Source organism: Paraburkholderia phenoliruptrix (genome assembly GCF_019511605.1).
GTDB lineage: Bacteria > Pseudomonadota > Gammaproteobacteria > Burkholderiales > Burkholderiaceae > Paraburkholderia > Paraburkholderia phenoliruptrix_A.
Genome location: NZ_JAEUAV010000013.1, coordinates 93,890 through 111,198, shown reverse-complemented (window position 1 = coordinate 111,198; position 17,309 = coordinate 93,890). Strand labels below are relative to the sequence as shown.

Sequence of the window (17,309 nt, the reverse complement as noted above, 5' to 3'; positions counted from 1 at the left end):
AGCGAAACGCTGCGTCAATCTTCGTGCGGGCTGTCGTGGCCCGCTTCGGTATCCGCGCGTTCGGCTGGCGTGCCGCCCTCCATTCCGTCGCCCGATTTGCGGTTTCTGGCGCCACCGCCGCGCCGCCGTCGTTTTCTGGGGCTTCGGTCCTTCCCGCCTTGCGTGAGCAGTGCTTCACGCGCCGCGGCGTCTCCTTCTATGAACTCCGTCCACCACGCTCCGACCGACTCGTCGAGTTCGCCCGACTCGCAGCGCAACAGGAGGAAATCATACCCCGCTCTAAATCTTTGGTGTTCCAGCAGCTTCAGCGCGCTTCTTCCCGAGCGTTTCTCGAGGCGCAGCTGCAAGCCCCAGATTTCGCGCATATCCGACGAGAACCGCTTGTGGATGGCGAGTTTCTCGGTTTGCATGTCGAGCACTTCGTCCATCGCGCGATGCAGCGCGGGCACCGGGTATTCGCCGTTCGCTTCGAACTTCTGCCAGCGTTGCTGTACGTCGTGCCACAAAAGTGTTGCGAAAAGAAAACCCGGCGACACCGGCTTGCCGGCTCGCACTCGCGCGTCGGTATTGTTGAGCGCGAGCGTGATGAATTTTTCGCCGGTGGGCTGTTCGAGCACCACGTCGAGCAGGGGCAGAAGCCCGTGATGCAGACCTTCCTGACGCAGGCGCTTCAGGCACGCGAGAGCGTGACCGGAGAGCATGAGCTTGAGCATCTCGTCGAACAGACGCGCGGCCGGCACGTTGTTGATCAGATCGGCCATGCTCGCGATCGGCTCGCGCGTCGCCGCGTCTATTTCGAAGTCGAGCTTGGCGGCAAAACGCACCACGCGCAGCATGCGCACCGGGTCTTCGCGATAGCGCGTGGCCGGATCGCCGATCATGCGCAGCAGACGCGCACGCACGTCGGCCATGCCGTTGTGATAGTCGAGCACGGTCTCCGTGGCCGGATCGTAATACATCGCGTTGATCGTAAAGTCGCGGCGCGTGGCGTCTTCGTGCTGCTCGCCCCAGACGTTGTCGCGCAGCACGCGGCCGCTCGCATCAACGGCGTGCGTGCGGCGGTCGAGCTCGTCGCGCTTCAGGCGCCGCGGCGGCGCAGCGTCCGCCGCGGGCGGATCGACCAGCGCGCGGAACGTCGACGTTTCAATGATCTCCTGGCCAAACTGCACGTGTACGATCTGAAACCGCCGGCCGATGATGCGCGCGCGGCGAAACAGCTTCTGCACCTGTTCCGGCGTTGCGTCGGTCGCGACGTCGAAATCTTTCGGCTTGATGCCAAGCAGCAGGTCGCGCACCGCACCGCCGACGATAAACGCCCGGTGCCCGGCCTGTTGGAGCCCTTCGGTCACCCGAATCGCGTTGCGCGAGATCAGCGCGGGGTCGATGCCATGCACGTCGTGCGGAATGATGACCGGCACGTCCGGGTCGCGCACCGCCTTGGCGGGCGCGCCGCCGCGGGCCGGCTTGCGGCGCGCGCGGCCTGCACCGGCGGCGCCTGCTGCGTTGCGTGCCGGTGCGCTGCCGGCTTCGTCTGCGTCGGCTTCAGCCGGCAGCGTGTCTTCGGCGGAAGCTGTGTCCTGCCCGAATAGCTTGCGAATGAGTTTTTTGATCACGTGGGTTGAAAGAGTTCGAGGATGCGCCAGCCTTTGGCCTCTGCATGGGCACGCAATGTGTCGTCGGGATTGGTCGCGATCGGGTCGGTGACCTTTTCGAGCAGCGGAATGTCGTTGTGCGAGTCGCTGTAGAAATAGCTGTGCTCGAAGTCGCTCCAGTTCTTGCCGAGCGACGCGAGCCATGCCTCGGTGCGCACGATCTTGCCTTCCTTGTAGCTCGGCGTGCCGGTGGGGCGGCCGGTGTAGGCCGAATGCGGCTGACCGTCGACGGTTTCAGCTTCGCAGGCGATCAGCGTGTCCACGCCGAATGCGCTCGCGATGGGACGGGTGATGAATTCGTTGGTGGCCGTGACCACGCAGCACAGGTCGCCGGCTTCGCGGTGTCGCTTGACCAGTTCGACCGCCGCCGGAAGGATGGCCGGAGTGATCACCTCATGCATGTACTGCGCGTGGAAGTCGGCGAGTTGCGCGCGCGTGTATTTGGCGAGCGGCGTGAGCATGGCGATCAGGTACGCGTGAATGTCGAGCTTGCCGGCCTTGTAGTCGGCGTAAAAGCGGTCGTTTTCACGGGCGAAATTTTCGGCGTCGACCATGCCGTGTTTCACCATGAAGCGACCCCATTCGTGGTCGCTGTCAGTAGGAATGAGCGTGTGGTCGAGGTCGAAGAGTGCGAGATTAGCCATGGGGGTCTATTTTACTTGAAGCGGCGGACGACGCGGCGGGCGCCTCCTGGGCGGGGGAAGCCAGCATCGTGCGCAAAAGCGGCAGCGTGACCGCGCGCTTCTGTTCCAGCGAAAAACGGTCGAGTGCGTCGAGGAGCGCCATCAGGCTCGGCATGTCGCGGCGAAAATGCGTGAGCAGATAGGCGGGCACGTCGTCGGCGAGCATGATGCCGCGCTCGCGCGCCGCGCGCTTTAGAACCGCCGCCTTGGCCTCGTCGGGCAGCGGCGCGAGATGGAACACGAGGCCCCAGCCGAGCCGCGTGCGCAGGTCCTCGCGCACCGTCATGCCGATGGGCGGCGCGTTGCCGGTGGCGACGAGCGCACTCGTGGGGTGCGCGCGTACCTCGTTGAAGAGGTTGAACACGGCGATCTGCTGTGCGGCGGAAAGAGCGTCGCAATCGTCGATCGCATAAAGCGCCACGCGCGGATCGAAACCGAACGCGGCGAGGCTGCTTTGCGGACCCGCGAAGCGCGCATGGCCTGGCGGCGCTTCGTGCACCAGCGCCTGCAATAGATGTGTGCGGCCGCTGCCCGCTTCGCCCCATACGTAGAAGGTCCGGTCGGCGAGCGGCCCGGCGGCGAGCGCGCTGTCGAGCTCGCGCAGGCGCGTCACCAGCTCGGCGTTCGCGCCGGCGAAAAAATTGTCGAATGTCGATGGCGGCGGAGTGCCGAGATCGAGCGTCAGTTGACGAAGCACAGTAGGTTAATGCCGAAAATAGGGCTCGCGCCGCAAAGCGCCGCACGAGCCGGAACAGCGAAGCAAAAAATCAGTTGTTGTACAGCGTGCTTTGCAGATAGCTTTGCCGCAGCTCGCGCACCGCCACGGAGAGAATCGCGCTTACCGGCAATGCGAGCAGCACGCCGAAAAAGCCGAACAGCTGACCGAACGCGAGCAACGCGAAAATGACCGCGAGCGGATGCAGTCCGATGCGCTCGCCAACCAGGCGCGGCGTGAGGAAAAAGCTCTCGACGATCTGCCCCACGCCGTAAATCAGCGCGACGGCGCCGAAGCCGTACCAGTTGCCGAACTGCAGCAAAGCCGCGAGCAGCGCGAGCGCAAGACCGGTCGCGAAGCCGACGTACGGAATGAACACCGCGAGCCCCGTGAAAATGCCCACCGGCAGCGCGATCTCGAAGCCGGCAATAGACAGCGCGGCCGCGTAGAACACGGCCAGCACGCCCATTACGAGCAACTGGCCGCGCAGGTATTGCGAGAGCATCTGGTCCATGTCGCGCGCGAGTTGCAGCGTCTTGTCGAGCCAGCGCCGCGGCACCACGCTTTGCACGCGCAGCAGCATGCGGTTCCAGTCGTACAGCAGATAGAACAGCACGAGCGGCACCATGATCAGGTTGCCGATTACCGCCATCATGACGTTGCTGCTCGTCACAATGGAGGTCCACGCATAGCGCGCGACGGTCTGCGCGCTGCCTTCGAGCTGTCCCATCACGAGATCGCGCACGCTTGCGAAGTCGAGCGAATCCGCGAGGCCGAGCAGCGCGAGCTTGGGTTGCAGCCATGCGTTGACATGGGTGAAGAGCAACGGCACCTGCTGGCGCAACTGCGGCCCTTCTTTCTGGATCACGGCAAACACCAGCAGCACGAGCAGCGTCATCAGCAGCGTGAACAGCAGCATCATCAGCAAGGCTGCGAGCGCGCGCGGCACGCGCCGGCGCACCATCCACGCAACGCCCGGTTGCAGGATGTACGCGAGAATCGCGCCGAGCAGAAAGGGCGTGAGAACCGGGCTCAGCAGCCACAGCAGAATGCCGACGCCGAGCGCAATGGCGAGCCAGATGAAGGCGCGGCGCTGCACCGGAGTCAGTATCGGGGCGTTCTGTTGCAAAGTTGTTTCCCTGGTGTCGTTGGAACCGGACGAGCTAATTCCAGCCAGCCGGCCCGCAACGCTGTATGGACCGCAGTCAGCGCCAAGCGCCAACTCTGGATCGGCATCGGGTAAAATCGCATTTTACCGACCTTCGAGCACTCCCCCCATGAATCAACCGAAATCCGCCCCGAATTCCACTGATTCGGCCCAAGGGTTGTCGTACCGCGACGCTGGCGTGGACATCGACGCGGGCGACGCGCTGGTCGACGCAATCAAGCCTTTTGCCAAAAAGACGATGCGCGACGGCGTGCTTGGCGGCATCGGCGGATTCGGCGCGCTGTTCGAGGTGCCCAAGCGGTACAAGGAGCCTGTGCTCGTGTCGGGCACGGACGGCGTGGGCACCAAGCTGCGCCTCGCGTTCCAGTTGAACAGGCACGACACCGTGGGCCAGGACCTGGTCGCGATGAGCGTGAACGACATTCTCGTGCAAGGCGCGGAGCCGCTCTTTTTCCTCGACTACTTTGCGTGCGGCAAGCTCGACGTGGGCACCGCGGCCACGGTCGTGAAAGGCATTGCGCAGGGTTGCGAACTCGCAGGGTGCGCGCTGATCGGCGGCGAAACGGCTGAAATGCCGGGCATGTATCCGGACGGCGAATACGACCTGGCCGGTTTCGCGGTCGGCGCGGTGGAGAAAAGCAAGATTATCGACGGCAGCACGATCGCCCCGGGCGACGTGGTGCTCGGTCTCGCCTCGAGCGGCATCCATTCCAACGGTTTTTCGCTGGTGCGCAAGATTATCGAGCGCGCGCAGCCCGATCTGAACGCGGACTTCGACGGCCGTTCGCTCGCCGACGCACTGATGGCGCCCACTCATATCTACGTGAAGCCGCTGCTCGCGCTCATGCAGCAGATCGCCGTGAAGGGCATGGCGCACATCACGGGCGGCGGGCTGGTCGAAAACATTCCGCGCGTGCTGCGCGAGGGCCTGACGGCCGAGCTCGATCATCGCGGCTGGCCTCTGCCGCCGCTCTTTTCGTGGCTGCAGAAGCACGGCGGAGTGGCCGACGCGGAAATGCATCGCGTATTCAACTGCGGTATTGGCATGGCAGTCGTCGTGTCGGCTGCAGATGCGGACGCCGCGATCGGTCTGTTGTCGGCTGCGGGCGAGCAGGTCTGGAAAATCGGCGTGATTCGCGAGAGCGCGGCTGGTGAAGCACAGACGGTTGTCGTCTAACTGCGCGTTTTATAGGCGCTTTTTATAGGCCTCGGTTCATAGGCCCGTCTCACGGGCCGGTTTCATAGGGCCGTCTCACAGGCGCGCCGTAAACCGCCACAGCCTGCACGGCGCGAAGGTCGCCGTCGCCGTGCAGGTTTCAGGATTCCGGCCGCACGATCGCGCCATTGCGCGATCGCTCAATAGCGGCATCAAGCGCCAATCAGTCTTTCGACCACCTCGAGCACCCGCGCCGTCGCCTGTGGGTCGCAGCAGTCCACCACCATCCGCTCATTCATGCCGCGCAGCCATGTGAGCTGCCGCTTGCACAGTTGCCGGGTCGCAAACACGCCCTTGTCGCGCATGGTCGAATAGTCGACCGCGCCGTCCAGATACTCCCATACCTGCCGGTATCCGACGCAACGCATCGACGGCATATCTGGCGACAAGTCTCCGCGTGCGCGCAGCTTTACCACTTCATCGACGAAACCGTTGGCCAGCATCGCGTCGAAACGCTGTTCGATGCGCGCGTGCAGTACGCTTCGCTCGGACGGCTCGAGCGCAATCGGCACAAAGTGCCATTGGGCCGCGACCTCGTCGGGGCGGGTCGGGGCTGCGAGCAGTGCCGACATGGGTTCGCCGGTCAGCAGGAACACTTCGAGCGCGCGCTGGATGCGCTGCGAATCGTTGGGCGCGAGGCGCGCCGCTGTCGCCGGATCGACGGCCGCGAGCCGCGCATGCAGCGCGGGCCAGCCGTCGCGCGCGGCGTCGGCGTCGAGTTGCGCGCGCACGGCGGCATCGGCGGCGGGCAGGTCGTTGAGCCCCTGGGTCAGCGCCTTGTAGTACAGCATTGTGCCGCCGACGAGCAGCGGCAGTCGCCCGCGCGCGCTGATTTCGGCGGTCAGACGCAACGCGTCGGCGCGAAATTGAGCGGCTGAATAAGCGTCGGCAGGATCGACGATATCGATCAGATGATGTGGCGCGACCGCCCGTTCCCCGGCGCTTGGCTTGGCGGTGCCGATGTCCATGTCGCGATAGACCAGCGCCGAATCGACGCTGACGATTTCGACCGGGTGCCTCGCCGCCAGCGCGAGCGCGGCCGCCGTCTTGCCGGACGCGGTCGGCCCGAGCAGACAGGGAACCGGCGTGGACTTGCGCGCGCTCATGAGCATGCCGCCGCTCGCGGCGCAGGTTGCAGAAAACGCACGGTCACTGTCCGCGCATGAACAGGCGGTCGAGATCGGCAAGCGTCAATTGATACCACGTGGGACGTCCGTGGTTGCATTGATCGGCGCGCTCGGTTGCCTCCATCTGACGCAGCAGCGCGTTCATCTCATCGAGCGTGAGGCGCCGGTTCGCGCGCACCGCGTGATGGCAGGCGAGCGTGCCGAGCAGTTCATGCTGACGCTCGGTCAACACGCGCGAGCCGCCGTACGCATGCAGATCGGACAGAACCGCGCGCGCCAACGCCTGCAGATCGGCGTCCTTGAGCAACGCCGGCACCGCGCGGATGGCGAGCGTGGTCGGCGACAGCACGGCAAGATCGAAGCCGAGTGCGTCGAGCGTGGCGCGCTCTTCTTCGACGGTGCCAATTTCCACCGCGTCGGCCTGCATGGTCTGCGGAATCAGCAACGGCTGCACGGCAATCGAGCGATCGGCAAGCGCATTCTTGAACTGCTCGTACAGAATGCGTTCGTGCGCCGCGTGCATGTCGACAATGACGAGGCCGTGCGCGTTCTGCGCGAGCACATAGATGCCGTGAATCTGGCCGAGCGCGAAACCGAGCGGCTGGTCGTCGGCGGGATTGAAGGCGGGCGGCGCGTAGGGCGCCGACGGGTTGTAGGGCGACGAACCTTCGGCGGCGGAATCGCGCGCTTCGAAAAGCGTCGCCGCCTGCGGCGAGCCCGCCTGGGTGTCTTTGCGGCCGAACAGGGCGTCGTAGAAGGCGAGCGGCTGAGCGACCGGGAGCGTGCCTTGGGTCATGCGCGACTGGCGCATCCACGTATTGCCGGGCTGCGACTGCGAAGCGTTGAAGCCACCGGTTGCCGGACCGGCTGATGGGTTATGAGCGAAGCCGCCCGCGCTGCCTGCGCCGTTCCCGGTGTTCATCGCGCCTGCAGCGCCCGATCCGACACCGCCCACAGGCGACGCGCCGAACGAGACCGCTCCGCCAGCGGAAGCCTGCAAATGCGCTGCGTGGCCGCCCGCGGTGGTCTCCGGCGACGCGCCCGCATGACGCGCCAGCGCCCGCTGGACCGCATGAAACACGAATTGATGGATCGAACGCGAGTCGCGAAAGCGCACTTCGATTTTCGACGGATGCACGTTCACGTCCACCGCTTCGGGCGGCAAATCGAGAAACAGCACATATGATGGGTAACGGTCGCCGTGCAGCACGTCTTCATAAGCGGCGCGCACCGCATGCGTGAGCAGCTTGTCACGCACGAAGCGCCCGTTGACGAAGAAGTATTGCTGGTCCGAGCGCCCGCGGCTCGCGGTCGGCAGACCCGCGCAACCGTAAATGGCGAGCGGACCGGCGGATTCGTCGAGCGGCAGATGAGCCGTCGCGAAGGTTTCGCCGAGAATCTTCGCGACCCGCACCGGCGGCTCGCTTGCGTTCCAATGCTCGACGGCCTTGCCGTTGTGCAGCACCGAAATCGCGACGTCCGGGCGCGCGAGTGCAGCGCGGCGAATCTGTTCGAGGCAATGACCAAGCTCGGTCTGTTCGCTCTTCAGGAATTTGCGGCGCGCCGGCGTGTTGAAGTACAGCTCGCGCACTTCAATGGTCGTGCCTTGCGCGCCCGCTGCCGGGCTCAGAACGCCGGTTTGCGCATCGACGCGCATCGCGTGCGGCGCCTCGGCCGTGCGGCTCGTGATGGTCATTTGCGCGACCGACGCGATGGATGCCAGCGCCTCGCCGCGAAACCCGAGCGTGGCGACTGCCTCCAGTTCGGCGAGCGAGCGGATCTTGCTCGTCGCGTGGCGCATCAGGGCGAGCGCCAGTTCGTTCTCGGGAATGCCGCAGCCGTCGTCGGTAATGGAAATACGTTTGACGCCGCCTTCGTCGAGCAGGATGCGCAGCGTGCGCGCGCCGGCATCGAGCGCGTTCTCGAGCAACTCCTTGACGACCGATGCGGGCCGCTCGACTACTTCGCCGGCGGCAATCTGACTGATGAGCTGATCGGGCAGCGGCTGGATTGCGCGCAGCGGCCGCGGGACTGGCGCAGCGGCAGCAGTGGGCGGGGCGTCGGCGCGGGCGGCCGTTTCGGAGAATTCGGACATGGCGAAATTATAGCGATTTGAGCGCGGCGGCCGCCAAATGGCGGAAACATGCCCGAGATTTTTCAGGCCCGCCCGGGCACTTTCGGTATCATGACGCGGTCAATTTGTGGCGACAGGCGATGCCTGACGCTATCACTCGCAGATCTTTGCCGAACACCCCGCCGCAATCACTCTCGCTTCATAAAGGACGCTTTTTGGACACGCTGCTACATCTCGCCAACCTTGTGCTGCACATCGACAAGTTCCTCGGAGAATTCATCCACGTGTACGGCGCCTGGGTCTATGCGGTGCTGTTCCTGATCGTTTTCTGCGAAACCGGGCTGGTGATCCTGCCGTTTTTGCCTGGCGATTCGCTGCTGTTCATAGGGGGGGCATTCTGCGCGTCGGGACAGATGAGTCTGGGGCTGCTGATCGTTCTGCTGGTCGTCGCGGCCACCACCGGCAATACCGTCAACTATATGATCGGGCGGGCCATTGGTCCGAAGGTTTTCAATTCGCGCATTCCCATGCTGGAGCGCTTTCTGGACCGGCGCGCGCTGCAGAGAACGCACGACTTTTATGAAAAACATGGCGGCAAGACCATCGTGCTCGCGCGCTTCATTCCGATCGTGCGAACATTTGCCCCGTTTGTCGCAGGCGCTTCGGCAATGACGGTCAGCCGCTTTCAGCTTTTCAATATTGCCGGCGCGCTGTTCTGGGTGTTGCTGCTCGTGCTGCTTGGCTACTTCTTCGGCAACATCCCATTCATTCGCCAATATCTGAATGTGATCGTGCTGGTCGGCATTGGTGCCGCGATTGTGCCGGTCGTGCTCGGCGCGTTGTGGAAGATGATGCGCAAGAACGCGTCAAAGCCAGGTTGAGAGGGAGGACGCGCGGTCTACTCGCCGCGTTGGCAGCATGAAAAAACGGCGTCGCGATCTTTCTCGCGACGCCGTTTTTGTTTGCGTGCTGCGCACGCTCGAACGGCTGCGCCGCTCACATCGGCAAATGAGATTTCGAATACGGCGATGTGGGGATGACGAGGCCTGCGCGCGGGCTGGCGTTGGCCGGCTGGTTGCGGCGGCGCACGCTGTTCCAGGCGAAGGCCACAACGACAGTCAGCGCGTATGCCGCGCTGCGGACGACGAACGCCGATGGCGTGCTGAACTGGCCATAGCGCGTCCGGGCGTCGGCGAATACGAGAAAGGTGAGCGCGGCGTCCAGCAGCACCGCTGCGCACGCAAGCGCTGCAAACACGCGCGGACCGTTCAGCGCAACGCCAGGGATCAGCCGATTGCAGACATGGCACGCAATGACGACGATCGCCAGCAATGCAAGATTCGAGACGAGATCGAACAGAAAATTGGTCATATCCATGAAATGAAGGCGCCGCGCATTGCGGTGTTGCGGGAGCGTCTGCCTGCGCTGATGGACAGCGGCCGGGCCAGACGGCGGCGATCATTGCACGTCTTTGTGTCTCAATAAATGCTCAGGTTCGCAGTCCGTAGCGTTGTCGGAAGGCGCGAAGTCGGGCGGACGAAAGGGCGGGGCTTGGTGTGGGAAATATCCTGGAAGCGCTGCAGGACTGCGGCTTTCCGGCTGATGGATTTTGCTTGGAAGGAGCGACGACAAGTTGTGGCCCGTTGCAGACGGAAACCGCGACGCAAAAAAGAAAAGGGCTTACGACGCCAACGCGTGTAAGCCCTCGAATCTTTTGGTAGGCCGTACGGGATTCGAACCTGTGACCAACGGATTAAAAGTCCGCTGCTCTACCAGCTGAGCTAACGACCCAAAAGAGAAGCGAAATTATAGCGATGGCCCTAAGGAGCTGTCAACCCATTAGGCGTATCGGGCAACCGCAGCGCCGGGAAGTAGTTCAGATAGTGAAAAGCCCGGGCACGAGACCCGGGCTTTTCAGCGAGAGGCGCGCGTGACTATCTTGCCTGCACGTAGACACTGCGCGTTACTGCCTACTGCTAGACGTCACTAGCGGAACGCGGCCACCGGAAGGCAGCCACCGGAACGCAGCCACCGGAACGCAGCCACCGAACCGCGGCCACTGAACCGTGACTGTGCCGACGCAACTAGCCAACGCGGACAGCCAGCACAATCAGCCAACGAATTCTGCAACCGCCGGCCTACTTGATTTGCGACAGCTTGCTTTGCGCGGACTGTGCAACGTTCGAGCCGCCATATTGCGCAACGATCTGCTCGAGCGTTTTCTTGGCCGCAGCCTTCTGGCCTTGCTCGATCTGATTGTTGGCAATTGCCAGCAATGCTTCCGGCGCCCGCGGATGCTGCGGATAGTTCTTCACCACACCCTGCCACGTCGCGGTCGAACCCTTGTAGTCGCGCAATGCATACTGCGCATTGCCGAGCCAGTACTGCGCGGTCGGCTGATACGGGCTGTTCGGGAACTTCGCGATAAAGCTGCGGAACGACGCCGCCGCGCTCTTGAAGTCTCCATTGCGAAACTGCTGTGAAGCCGCGTTGAACGCATCGGTTTCGCCCGGCTGGACCTCGCCCTGAACGCCGTCCACCGTTTGTTGCTGCGGCTCGAACTTCTTCAGGCGCGTGTCCAGATCGGTGTAGTAGTCCTTCTGCTGTTTTTGCAGCGTGGCGAGCTGATTGCCCATGTCCTCGTTCTGCCCGCGCAGCGTCGCAACTTGCTGGTTGAGCTGGTCGAGACGGTTGGACTGATCGAGGATGGTGCGCTGGGCTGCCGACAACTGGCTCGACAGACTGTCAGTCTTCGCCCGCAGATCGAGAATGGCCTGGCGGGCCTGATCGTCGTCGAAGATGCCGGCATGCGCGGGCACAGCCACGAGGACCGTGCCCGCGACACAGGCCGCTGCGGCAAACCGCGGCCAGGGGAAACGATGCGTCATTCGGCTCATCACCCGTTACTTACTGTTGATACACGAGATCGGCGCGGCGGTTTTGTGCCCACGACGATTCGTCATGACCCGTGGCTTGCGGCTTTTCCTTGCCGAGGCTCACGGCTTCCATTTGCGAGTCCGTCACGCCCATCAGCGACAGCGAGCGACGCACAGCCTCAGCACGCTTCTGGCCGAGCGCCAGGTTGTATTCGCTGGTGCCGCGCTCGTCGGTGTTGCCCTGGATCAGCACGTGGCGTTGCGGATGGCTCTTCAGGTATTGCGCGTGTTGTTGCAGCAGCGACTGGTAGTCGTCCTTCACCGAGTAGCTGTCGAAATCGAAGTAGATGCTGCGCTTCGCGAGCGGGCTGTTCGGGTCGTTCAGCGGGTCGACGTTCACTTGCGCGACATCGTTCGGGTTCGGCTGCGTGGAGACAGCGCCACCCTTGTTGGCGTTTTCATCGAGCTTGACGCCCGAATGGCACGCGGCCAGTGCACCGACCATCAGAACTGCAAATGCGAAGCGAAGTTTGGACATCATTTTTTACTCTCCTTGTGTTATTGCATCAACGTTATTGCATGAATGGGCCCCAGGACGGCTCGCGTACGCTGCCCCCCTGCACTGACAGGACCTGCCGGGTGCGACCGTCGGTCGAAACCGCAGCCAATACGCCACGGCCGTTCACCTGAGTGGCGTAAAGAATGTACTGACCGTTCGCCGCGAAGCTCGGCGATTCGTCATGTGTCGTGTCCGTCAGGCCCGTGGCGGTCCCGCCTTGCAGGTCCTGGATGTACAGCTTGAAGCCGCCGCCGACGCGCGAAATATACGCGAGTTGTTTGCCGTCTGGGCTCACGCGTGGGCTCGTGTTGTAGCTGCCGGTGAAGGTGACGCGCTGCGCGGCGCCGGCGCTTTCGCCCTGCGCCGACATCTTGTAGATCTGCGGCTGGCCGCCACGGTCGCTGGTGAAGTAAATGGTCTGGCCGTCCGGCGAGAAGGTCGGCTCGGTGTCGATCGAGCTGCCCTGCGTGAGGCGGCGCAGGCCGCTGCCGTCAGCATTGACCGCGAAGATCTGGGTGTTGCCGGTACGCGAGAGCGCCACGGCGAGCGTGCGCCCGTCCGGCGACCATGCAGGCGCGCTGTTATTGCCCTTCTGATCCGCCACGACAATGCGGCGGCCCGTGGGCAGATCGTGAATGTAGACGATCGGCTTCTTCTTCTCGAACGACACGTAAGCGACCTTGGTGCCGTCAGGCGACCATGCCGGCGAGATGATCGGCTCAGGGCTGGAGAGTGCGATGTGCGCGTCCTGGCCGTCCGAATCCGAAATTTGCAACTGATAGCGGTTGCCGGTTTTGATGACATACGACAGGCGCGTGGCGAACACGCCGCGGCCGCCCATCAGCTTCGCGTAGATGTAGTCGGCCACCTTGTGTGCGCTCATGCGCAGGCCGCTTTCCGGGCTCACCAGCACGAGGCCGCCCAAGCTTTCGCCCTTGACCGTGTCGTACAGCTTGAAGCGCACTTCGTACTGGCCGTTCGGCAGGCGGTTCACGCTGCCGGCGACAAAAGCATTGGCGCCTTTCGCCTTCCAGCTGCCGAGGTCGACCGAAGCCGTTTCGGGCACAGGCGCAGAACCCGCGTCGATATTCGTGAATTTGCCGCTGCGTTGCAGATCCTGACGCACGATGGTGCTGACCTGCTGCGGCGAGCTCGCTTCATTGGCGAAATTCGCCGTTGCGATCGGAAACTGGGTGGACCCGACGCCCGTGACGAGCACGTTGAGTTGCGCGTTCGCGGCGCCGCCGACGGCGATCAGGCACGACGCTACAAGTGTCCGCAGGCCTAGCTTGGTCATCAAACTCATGCTGTATGGTTTCCCCAAAAACGGTTTTACTAAAGCTTCGCGACAGCAGACAGACCGGAAAAGAACTATTTCGTTCCCGGGTGCGCCGCGCCGGGCGAGGCGCGGTGTCTGCCGTCAAGATACTGTCAGGCTTGCCATCAGCCTGCCGGCCGCAACGTGATCCGGAAGCTCGCCGGTGTTTTGCCGTCGATGTCCTGAGGCATTGGATCCGAGCGCTGAACCGCCCGCAGCGCTGCATCGTCCCAGGCCGAGTTGCCACTGCTGTGCGCGATGGTTGCGCTCAACAGCGTGCCGGTCGGCGAGCAGCGAACTGCGATAACGGTCTCGAGACCCTCCGTCTCGCCGCCCCACGTAATGTTCGGCCGCACCACGCGGCGCACCTTGTCCGCATAACCGGGCGATGCCGCCGTGCCGCCCGAGCCGCTGCCCGTGCCGCTCTTGCCGAGGCCATTGCCGGTGGAACCCGGAGGCCCTGCCATGCCCTGCATCTGCGCGAGCCGGGCGCGACGCTCAGCGTCGAGCTTCTTCGCTTGGGCTGCGGCTTCGGCTTGAGCCTTGGCCTTTGCCGCCTTTTGGGCTTCTGCCTTTTTCTGTGCTTCGGCTTCAGCCTGCTTTTGCGCCTCGGCCTGCTTCTGCTGTTCCTCTTGCTGTTCCTTCAGTTGCTGCTTTTTCTGCTCGGCGAGTTGCTGTTGACGCAGCTTCTCCGCCTGCTGCTGTTGCAGTTGCTTCTGCTTTGCTGCCGCGGCCTTTGCGGCCTGTTCGGCCGCAAGTTCCTGCTGACGCCTGGCTTCCTCTTCCTGCTGAGCCCGCAGCTTCTCCTGACGCTGCTGCTCGGCGAGTTGCGCCTCACGCGCGGCTTCCTGTTGCTTGCGTTTCTTCTCCTGCAGCGCGATGTCGGCCTGTTCGTCGCGCACCGGTGGAGCAGGCGCGACCGGCACCGGCGGTGGCGTGACGGGGCGCGCAATCGCGCTGTCCGGCACCTCGGTCCACAACTCGGCCTCCGCGCCCTCCGGTGTGCTGTTCTGCCACTGAATGCCGTGATACAGGAAGAACCCGAGCAGCGCATGCATCACCAGCGCGAACACAAAGGCTCGCCCGGTGCCGCGTTCACGCGGTGGCTGGAGCGGATATTCGGTGTTCTTACGGATCATTGCGATTTGACGAGCAGTCCAACGCGTTTGACGCCCTGAGCCTTCAGCTCGGACATCACGTTCATCACGGCTTCATATTTCACGGTTTTGTCGGCTGCGATCACGACGGGTTGATCGGGATGCGACTGCGCGCGATCGGCGATAAAGCCGTTGAGGCCGGCTTTCGTCATGTCCTCCTGCTGTTGCGCGCCGGAGTCGTCTTTGTACTTGACGCTCATGTTGCCGTCCGCGCGAATGTTGACGATCACCGGCGGAGTTTGCTGCTGCGGCGCCGCGCCGCCGACGGTCGGCAGATTGACGATGGACGGCGCGACGAGCGGCGCGGTCACCATGAAGATGACGAGCAGCACGAGCATCACGTCGATATACGGCACGACGTTGATGTCGGACATTGCGCGGCGCGAGCGGCCGCCGCGCATGCTGGAGGAGCGAGAGCCTGCCATCGTGGACTCCTTAGTGCGCCTGGCGCTGCAGGATGTTCGAGAACTCTTCGATGAAGGTCTCGAAGCGGATCGCCAGACGGTCGATGTCGTGCGCGTAGCGGTTGTACGCGACCACGGCCGGGATCGCGGCGAACAGGCCGATGGCGGTGGCGGTCAGCGCCTCGGCAATACCTGGTGCGACGTTCGCCAAGGTTGCCTGCTGCACGTTGGCGAGTCCGCGAAACGCATTCATGATGCCCCACACGGTACCGAACAGACCGATATACGGGCTTACCGAACCCACCGACGCGAGAAACGCCAGGTTCGCTTCAAGCACGTCCATTTCACGCTGGAACGCCGCACGCATTGCACGGCGGGCGCCGTCGAGAATCGCGCCCGGGTCGTTCAGTCGTTTTTCCTTGCCTTTGAGGAATTCGCGCATGCCGGATTCGAAAATACGCTCCAGCGCGCCGATGGTGTGGCGGTTATTGGCCGCGCTCTGATAAAGCGCCTGCAAGTCGCCGCCCGACCAGAAATCGCGTTCGAAACGCTCAGTTTGCGCGCGGGCGCGGCGGATCGCAAACCACTTGCGGAAGATGAAAGTCCACGACAACAGGGACAACAACAGCAGGAGCGCCATGACGGCCTGCGCCAGCAGGCTCGCATTGAGTACGAGAGAAACGATCGACAGATCTTGTGTAGTGTTCATAAAGGTTCGTTTTAACGTCCCGAAAGGGGGCGTCCGGCTTTGCAAGGCCACACGAAGCTTGCCGTGAGCAAAACGGAAGCATCGGCTGTACTGCAAGCCGAACCATGCTTGGTGCTGCTTGATCGATGCGAATTCACTGGCCCCGTAACAACGGGAGTCAGCCTGGGTTCGTTGACACGCCGCCGCTCGCGCCCGGTCCGCGCCGCAAGGCGGCGAGCACCGGCGGCGGAATCGGCGCGGGGCGCAACCCCGTGCGCGCTACGCAGCCGATCCGGATCGAGCCGGTAGCAAGCAGCGTGCCGCCGCGCCAGGCTTCCTGCGCGAAGTCGACGGACGCTTTGCCGAGGCGCTCGATGCGGCTGACCACTTTGACAATATCGTCAAGACGCGCGGGCGCACGATAGTCGACAGCCGTGCTGCGGACAATGAAGATTGCGCCCGTTTCGTCGGCGAGCCGGTTCTGTTCGATCCCGCAGGCGCGCAGCCATTCGGTGCGCGCCCGTTCAAAAAACTTCAGGTAGTTCGCGTAAAACACGATGCCCCCGGCGTCGGTATCTTCGTAATACACGCGGATGTCCCACGTGTGGCCGATTTCCGTGCCGGGCTGGCTTGTCGTCATATTCATGCGGCGCATTTTACCGGAACGCACAACGCGAGGTCTGTTTCAAGATGTGCGCGCGCCCGGGCGGGCTTTAGCCGCGATGAACGCTCAAACCGGCGAACGATTGCGCGACCGGCATCAGTTCGATCGTGTTGATGTTGACGTGAGCCGGGCGCGTGGCGATCCAGTAGATCGAATCGGCGATGTCCTCGGCCGTGAGCGGCTGCACGTTTTCGTAAACTTTGCCCGCCTTTTCGTCGTCGCCGCGATAGCGCACGTTCGAGAACTCCGTGCCGCCGCACAGCCCCGGTTCGATGTCGGTCACGCGCAACGCGGTGCCGGCCAGGTCGGCACGCAGGTTCAGGCTGAACTGCCGCACAAAAGCCTTGGTCGCGCCGTAGACGTTGCCGCCGGGGTAGGGCCAATGCCCGGCCACCGAGCCGAGATTGAAGATATGGCCGCGGTTGCGCTCCACCATGCCGCGCAACAGCACATGCGTGACCTGAACGAGGCCGGTGCAGTTCGTTGCGATCATGGTCTGCCATTCGTCGAGGCTTGCCTTGTGAGCGGGCTCCACGCCGAGCGCGAGGCCCGCATTGTTGACCAGCACGTCGATGGCGGCGAATTCCGCGGGCAAGGCTGCCGGGACCGCTTCCACGGCCGCGCGGTCGCGCACGTCCAGTTCGTACGGCAAAAGCGCGTCGCCCAGCTCGTCGGCAAGCGCTTGCAGACGGTCTTTGCGGCGTGCGGTGGCGACCACGCGGTGGCCGCCCTTTACGAAGGCACGAGCGATGGCGGCGCCGAATCCTGCGGACGCCCCGGTGACGAACACGATCATTGCAGTTCCCTGGTCGGTAGGAGAGAAAGGTCCCAAGCCTACTTCCAATGCGGCGCTGCGGCAAGGATGCACGAGTCGCAGAAGCCGCGTCGCAAGGCGCGCGCAAGCTCCGGCCGGCGGGCCTGCGCGGGACGGTTCGGCCTTGCCCCGGCCGCCGTCCAAAGCCCCTTGGTGGGCGCCCTGCATGGCAGCGCAAAGCCGGTTGCCTATTC

The 17,309-nt window shown here is 63.8% G+C and carries 17 protein-coding genes and 1 tRNA gene; 2 read left to right on the top strand and 16 right to left on the bottom strand.

Annotated elements, in window-relative coordinates; all coding sequences use genetic code 11:
• Positions 1 to 14: 14 nt before the first annotated feature.
• The 4 genes from pcnB to JNB89_RS17805 all read right to left on the bottom strand — a co-directional run bounded on the left by pcnB (position 15) and on the right by JNB89_RS17805 (position 4,179).
• Complete coding sequence (gene pcnB, locus JNB89_RS17820) at positions 15 to 1,613, bottom strand: polynucleotide adenylyltransferase PcnB (RefSeq protein ID WP_013338105.1); 1,599 nt, start codon at positions 1,611 to 1,613, stop codon at positions 15 to 17.
• Positions 1,610 to 2,296, bottom strand: coding sequence for an HAD family hydrolase (locus tag JNB89_RS17815; RefSeq protein ID WP_013338106.1), 687 nt, complete (start codon positions 2,294 to 2,296; stop codon positions 1,610 to 1,612). The genes pcnB and JNB89_RS17815 overlap by 4 nt, the downstream gene beginning before the upstream one ends.
• Entirely contained in the window at positions 2,289 to 3,032 is a 744-nt protein-coding gene (gene hda / locus JNB89_RS17810; protein WP_013338107.1) for a DnaA regulatory inactivator Hda, read from the bottom strand. Before hda ends, JNB89_RS17815 begins: the two co-directional genes overlap by 8 nt.
• A gap of 70 nt (positions 3,033 to 3,102) precedes the next feature.
• Positions 3,103 to 4,179: an AI-2E family transporter gene (locus JNB89_RS17805; protein WP_220363152.1), complete on the bottom strand. Its 1,077-nt coding sequence runs from the start codon at positions 4,177 to 4,179 to the stop codon at positions 3,103 to 3,105.
• A 148-nt stretch (positions 4,180 to 4,327) separates the two neighbouring features.
• On the opposite strand from JNB89_RS17805, the gene purM reads away from it, so the two are divergent.
• Positions 4,328 to 5,395, top strand: a complete 1,068-nt coding sequence (gene purM, locus JNB89_RS17800; RefSeq protein ID WP_013338109.1) for a phosphoribosylformylglycinamidine cyclo-ligase — start codon at positions 4,328 to 4,330, stop codon at positions 5,393 to 5,395.
• Positions 5,396 to 5,586: 191 nt separating this feature from the next.
• Here the strand turns inward: purM and miaA are convergent, their stop codons facing one another.
• Positions 5,587 to 6,540, bottom strand: a complete 954-nt coding sequence (miaA, locus tag JNB89_RS17795) for a tRNA (adenosine(37)-N6)-dimethylallyltransferase MiaA (RefSeq protein WP_220363151.1) — start codon at positions 6,538 to 6,540, stop codon at positions 5,587 to 5,589.
• 43 nt (positions 6,541 to 6,583) lie between these two features.
• Positions 6,584 to 8,656 carry a DNA mismatch repair endonuclease MutL gene (gene mutL / locus JNB89_RS17790; RefSeq protein ID WP_220363150.1) on the bottom strand — a complete coding sequence of 691 codons (2,073 nt, stop codon included), beginning with the start codon at positions 8,654 to 8,656 and terminating at the stop codon, positions 6,584 to 6,586.
• Positions 8,657 to 8,850: 194 nt separating this feature from the next.
• Here mutL and JNB89_RS17785 point away from each other — a divergent pair, with 194 nt between their 5' ends.
• A complete protein-coding gene (locus tag JNB89_RS17785) occupies positions 8,851 to 9,516 on the top strand; it encodes a VTT domain-containing protein (protein ID WP_220363187.1) in 666 nt (221 codons plus the stop codon).
• Between the two features lie 115 nt (positions 9,517 to 9,631).
• On the opposite strand, the gene JNB89_RS17780 is transcribed toward JNB89_RS17785, so the two are convergent.
• The 10 genes from JNB89_RS17780 to ydfG all read right to left on the bottom strand — a co-directional run bounded on the left by JNB89_RS17780 (position 9,632) and on the right by ydfG (position 17,097).
• On the bottom strand, positions 9,632 to 10,006 hold the full coding sequence (locus JNB89_RS17780; protein ID WP_220363186.1) for a hypothetical protein: 375 nt from the start codon (positions 10,004 to 10,006) through the stop codon (positions 9,632 to 9,634).
• A 344-nt stretch (positions 10,007 to 10,350) separates the two neighbouring features.
• Positions 10,351 to 10,426 (bottom strand) — tRNA-Lys (locus tag JNB89_RS17775).
• Positions 10,427 to 10,773: 347 nt separating this feature from the next.
• On the bottom strand, positions 10,774 to 11,523 hold the full coding sequence (gene ybgF / locus JNB89_RS17770; RefSeq protein WP_013338114.1) for a tol-pal system protein YbgF: 750 nt from the start codon (positions 11,521 to 11,523) through the stop codon (positions 10,774 to 10,776).
• Between the two features lie 19 nt (positions 11,524 to 11,542).
• Positions 11,543 to 12,052 carry a peptidoglycan-associated lipoprotein Pal gene (gene pal, locus JNB89_RS17765; RefSeq protein WP_013338115.1) on the bottom strand — a complete coding sequence of 170 codons (510 nt, stop codon included), beginning with the start codon at positions 12,050 to 12,052 and terminating at the stop codon, positions 11,543 to 11,545.
• 31 nt (positions 12,053 to 12,083) lie between these two features.
• Entirely contained in the window at positions 12,084 to 13,376 is a 1,293-nt protein-coding gene (gene tolB, locus JNB89_RS17760) for a Tol-Pal system beta propeller repeat protein TolB (RefSeq protein ID WP_220363149.1), read from the bottom strand.
• A 137-nt stretch (positions 13,377 to 13,513) separates the two neighbouring features.
• Complete coding sequence (tolA, locus tag JNB89_RS17755; RefSeq protein ID WP_220363148.1) at positions 13,514 to 14,527, bottom strand: cell envelope integrity protein TolA; 1,014 nt, start codon at positions 14,525 to 14,527, stop codon at positions 13,514 to 13,516.
• The gene (gene tolR / locus JNB89_RS17750; RefSeq protein WP_013338118.1) at positions 14,524 to 14,970 is read right to left on the bottom strand and encodes a protein TolR; all 447 of its coding nucleotides are present in this window, start codon (positions 14,968 to 14,970) and stop codon (positions 14,524 to 14,526) included. Before tolR ends, tolA begins: the two co-directional genes overlap by 4 nt.
• Before the next feature lie 10 nt (positions 14,971 to 14,980).
• Complete coding sequence (tolQ, locus tag JNB89_RS17745) at positions 14,981 to 15,658, bottom strand: protein TolQ (protein ID WP_006047860.1); 678 nt, start codon at positions 15,656 to 15,658, stop codon at positions 14,981 to 14,983.
• 157 nt (positions 15,659 to 15,815) lie between these two features.
• A complete protein-coding gene (ybgC, locus tag JNB89_RS17740; RefSeq protein WP_013338119.1) occupies positions 15,816 to 16,292 on the bottom strand; it encodes a tol-pal system-associated acyl-CoA thioesterase in 477 nt (158 codons plus the stop codon).
• A 58-nt stretch (positions 16,293 to 16,350) separates the two neighbouring features.
• Positions 16,351 to 17,097: a bifunctional NADP-dependent 3-hydroxy acid dehydrogenase/3-hydroxypropionate dehydrogenase YdfG gene (gene ydfG / locus JNB89_RS17735; RefSeq protein WP_220363147.1), complete on the bottom strand. Its 747-nt coding sequence runs from the start codon at positions 17,095 to 17,097 to the stop codon at positions 16,351 to 16,353.
• Positions 17,098 to 17,309: the final 212 nt, after the last annotated feature.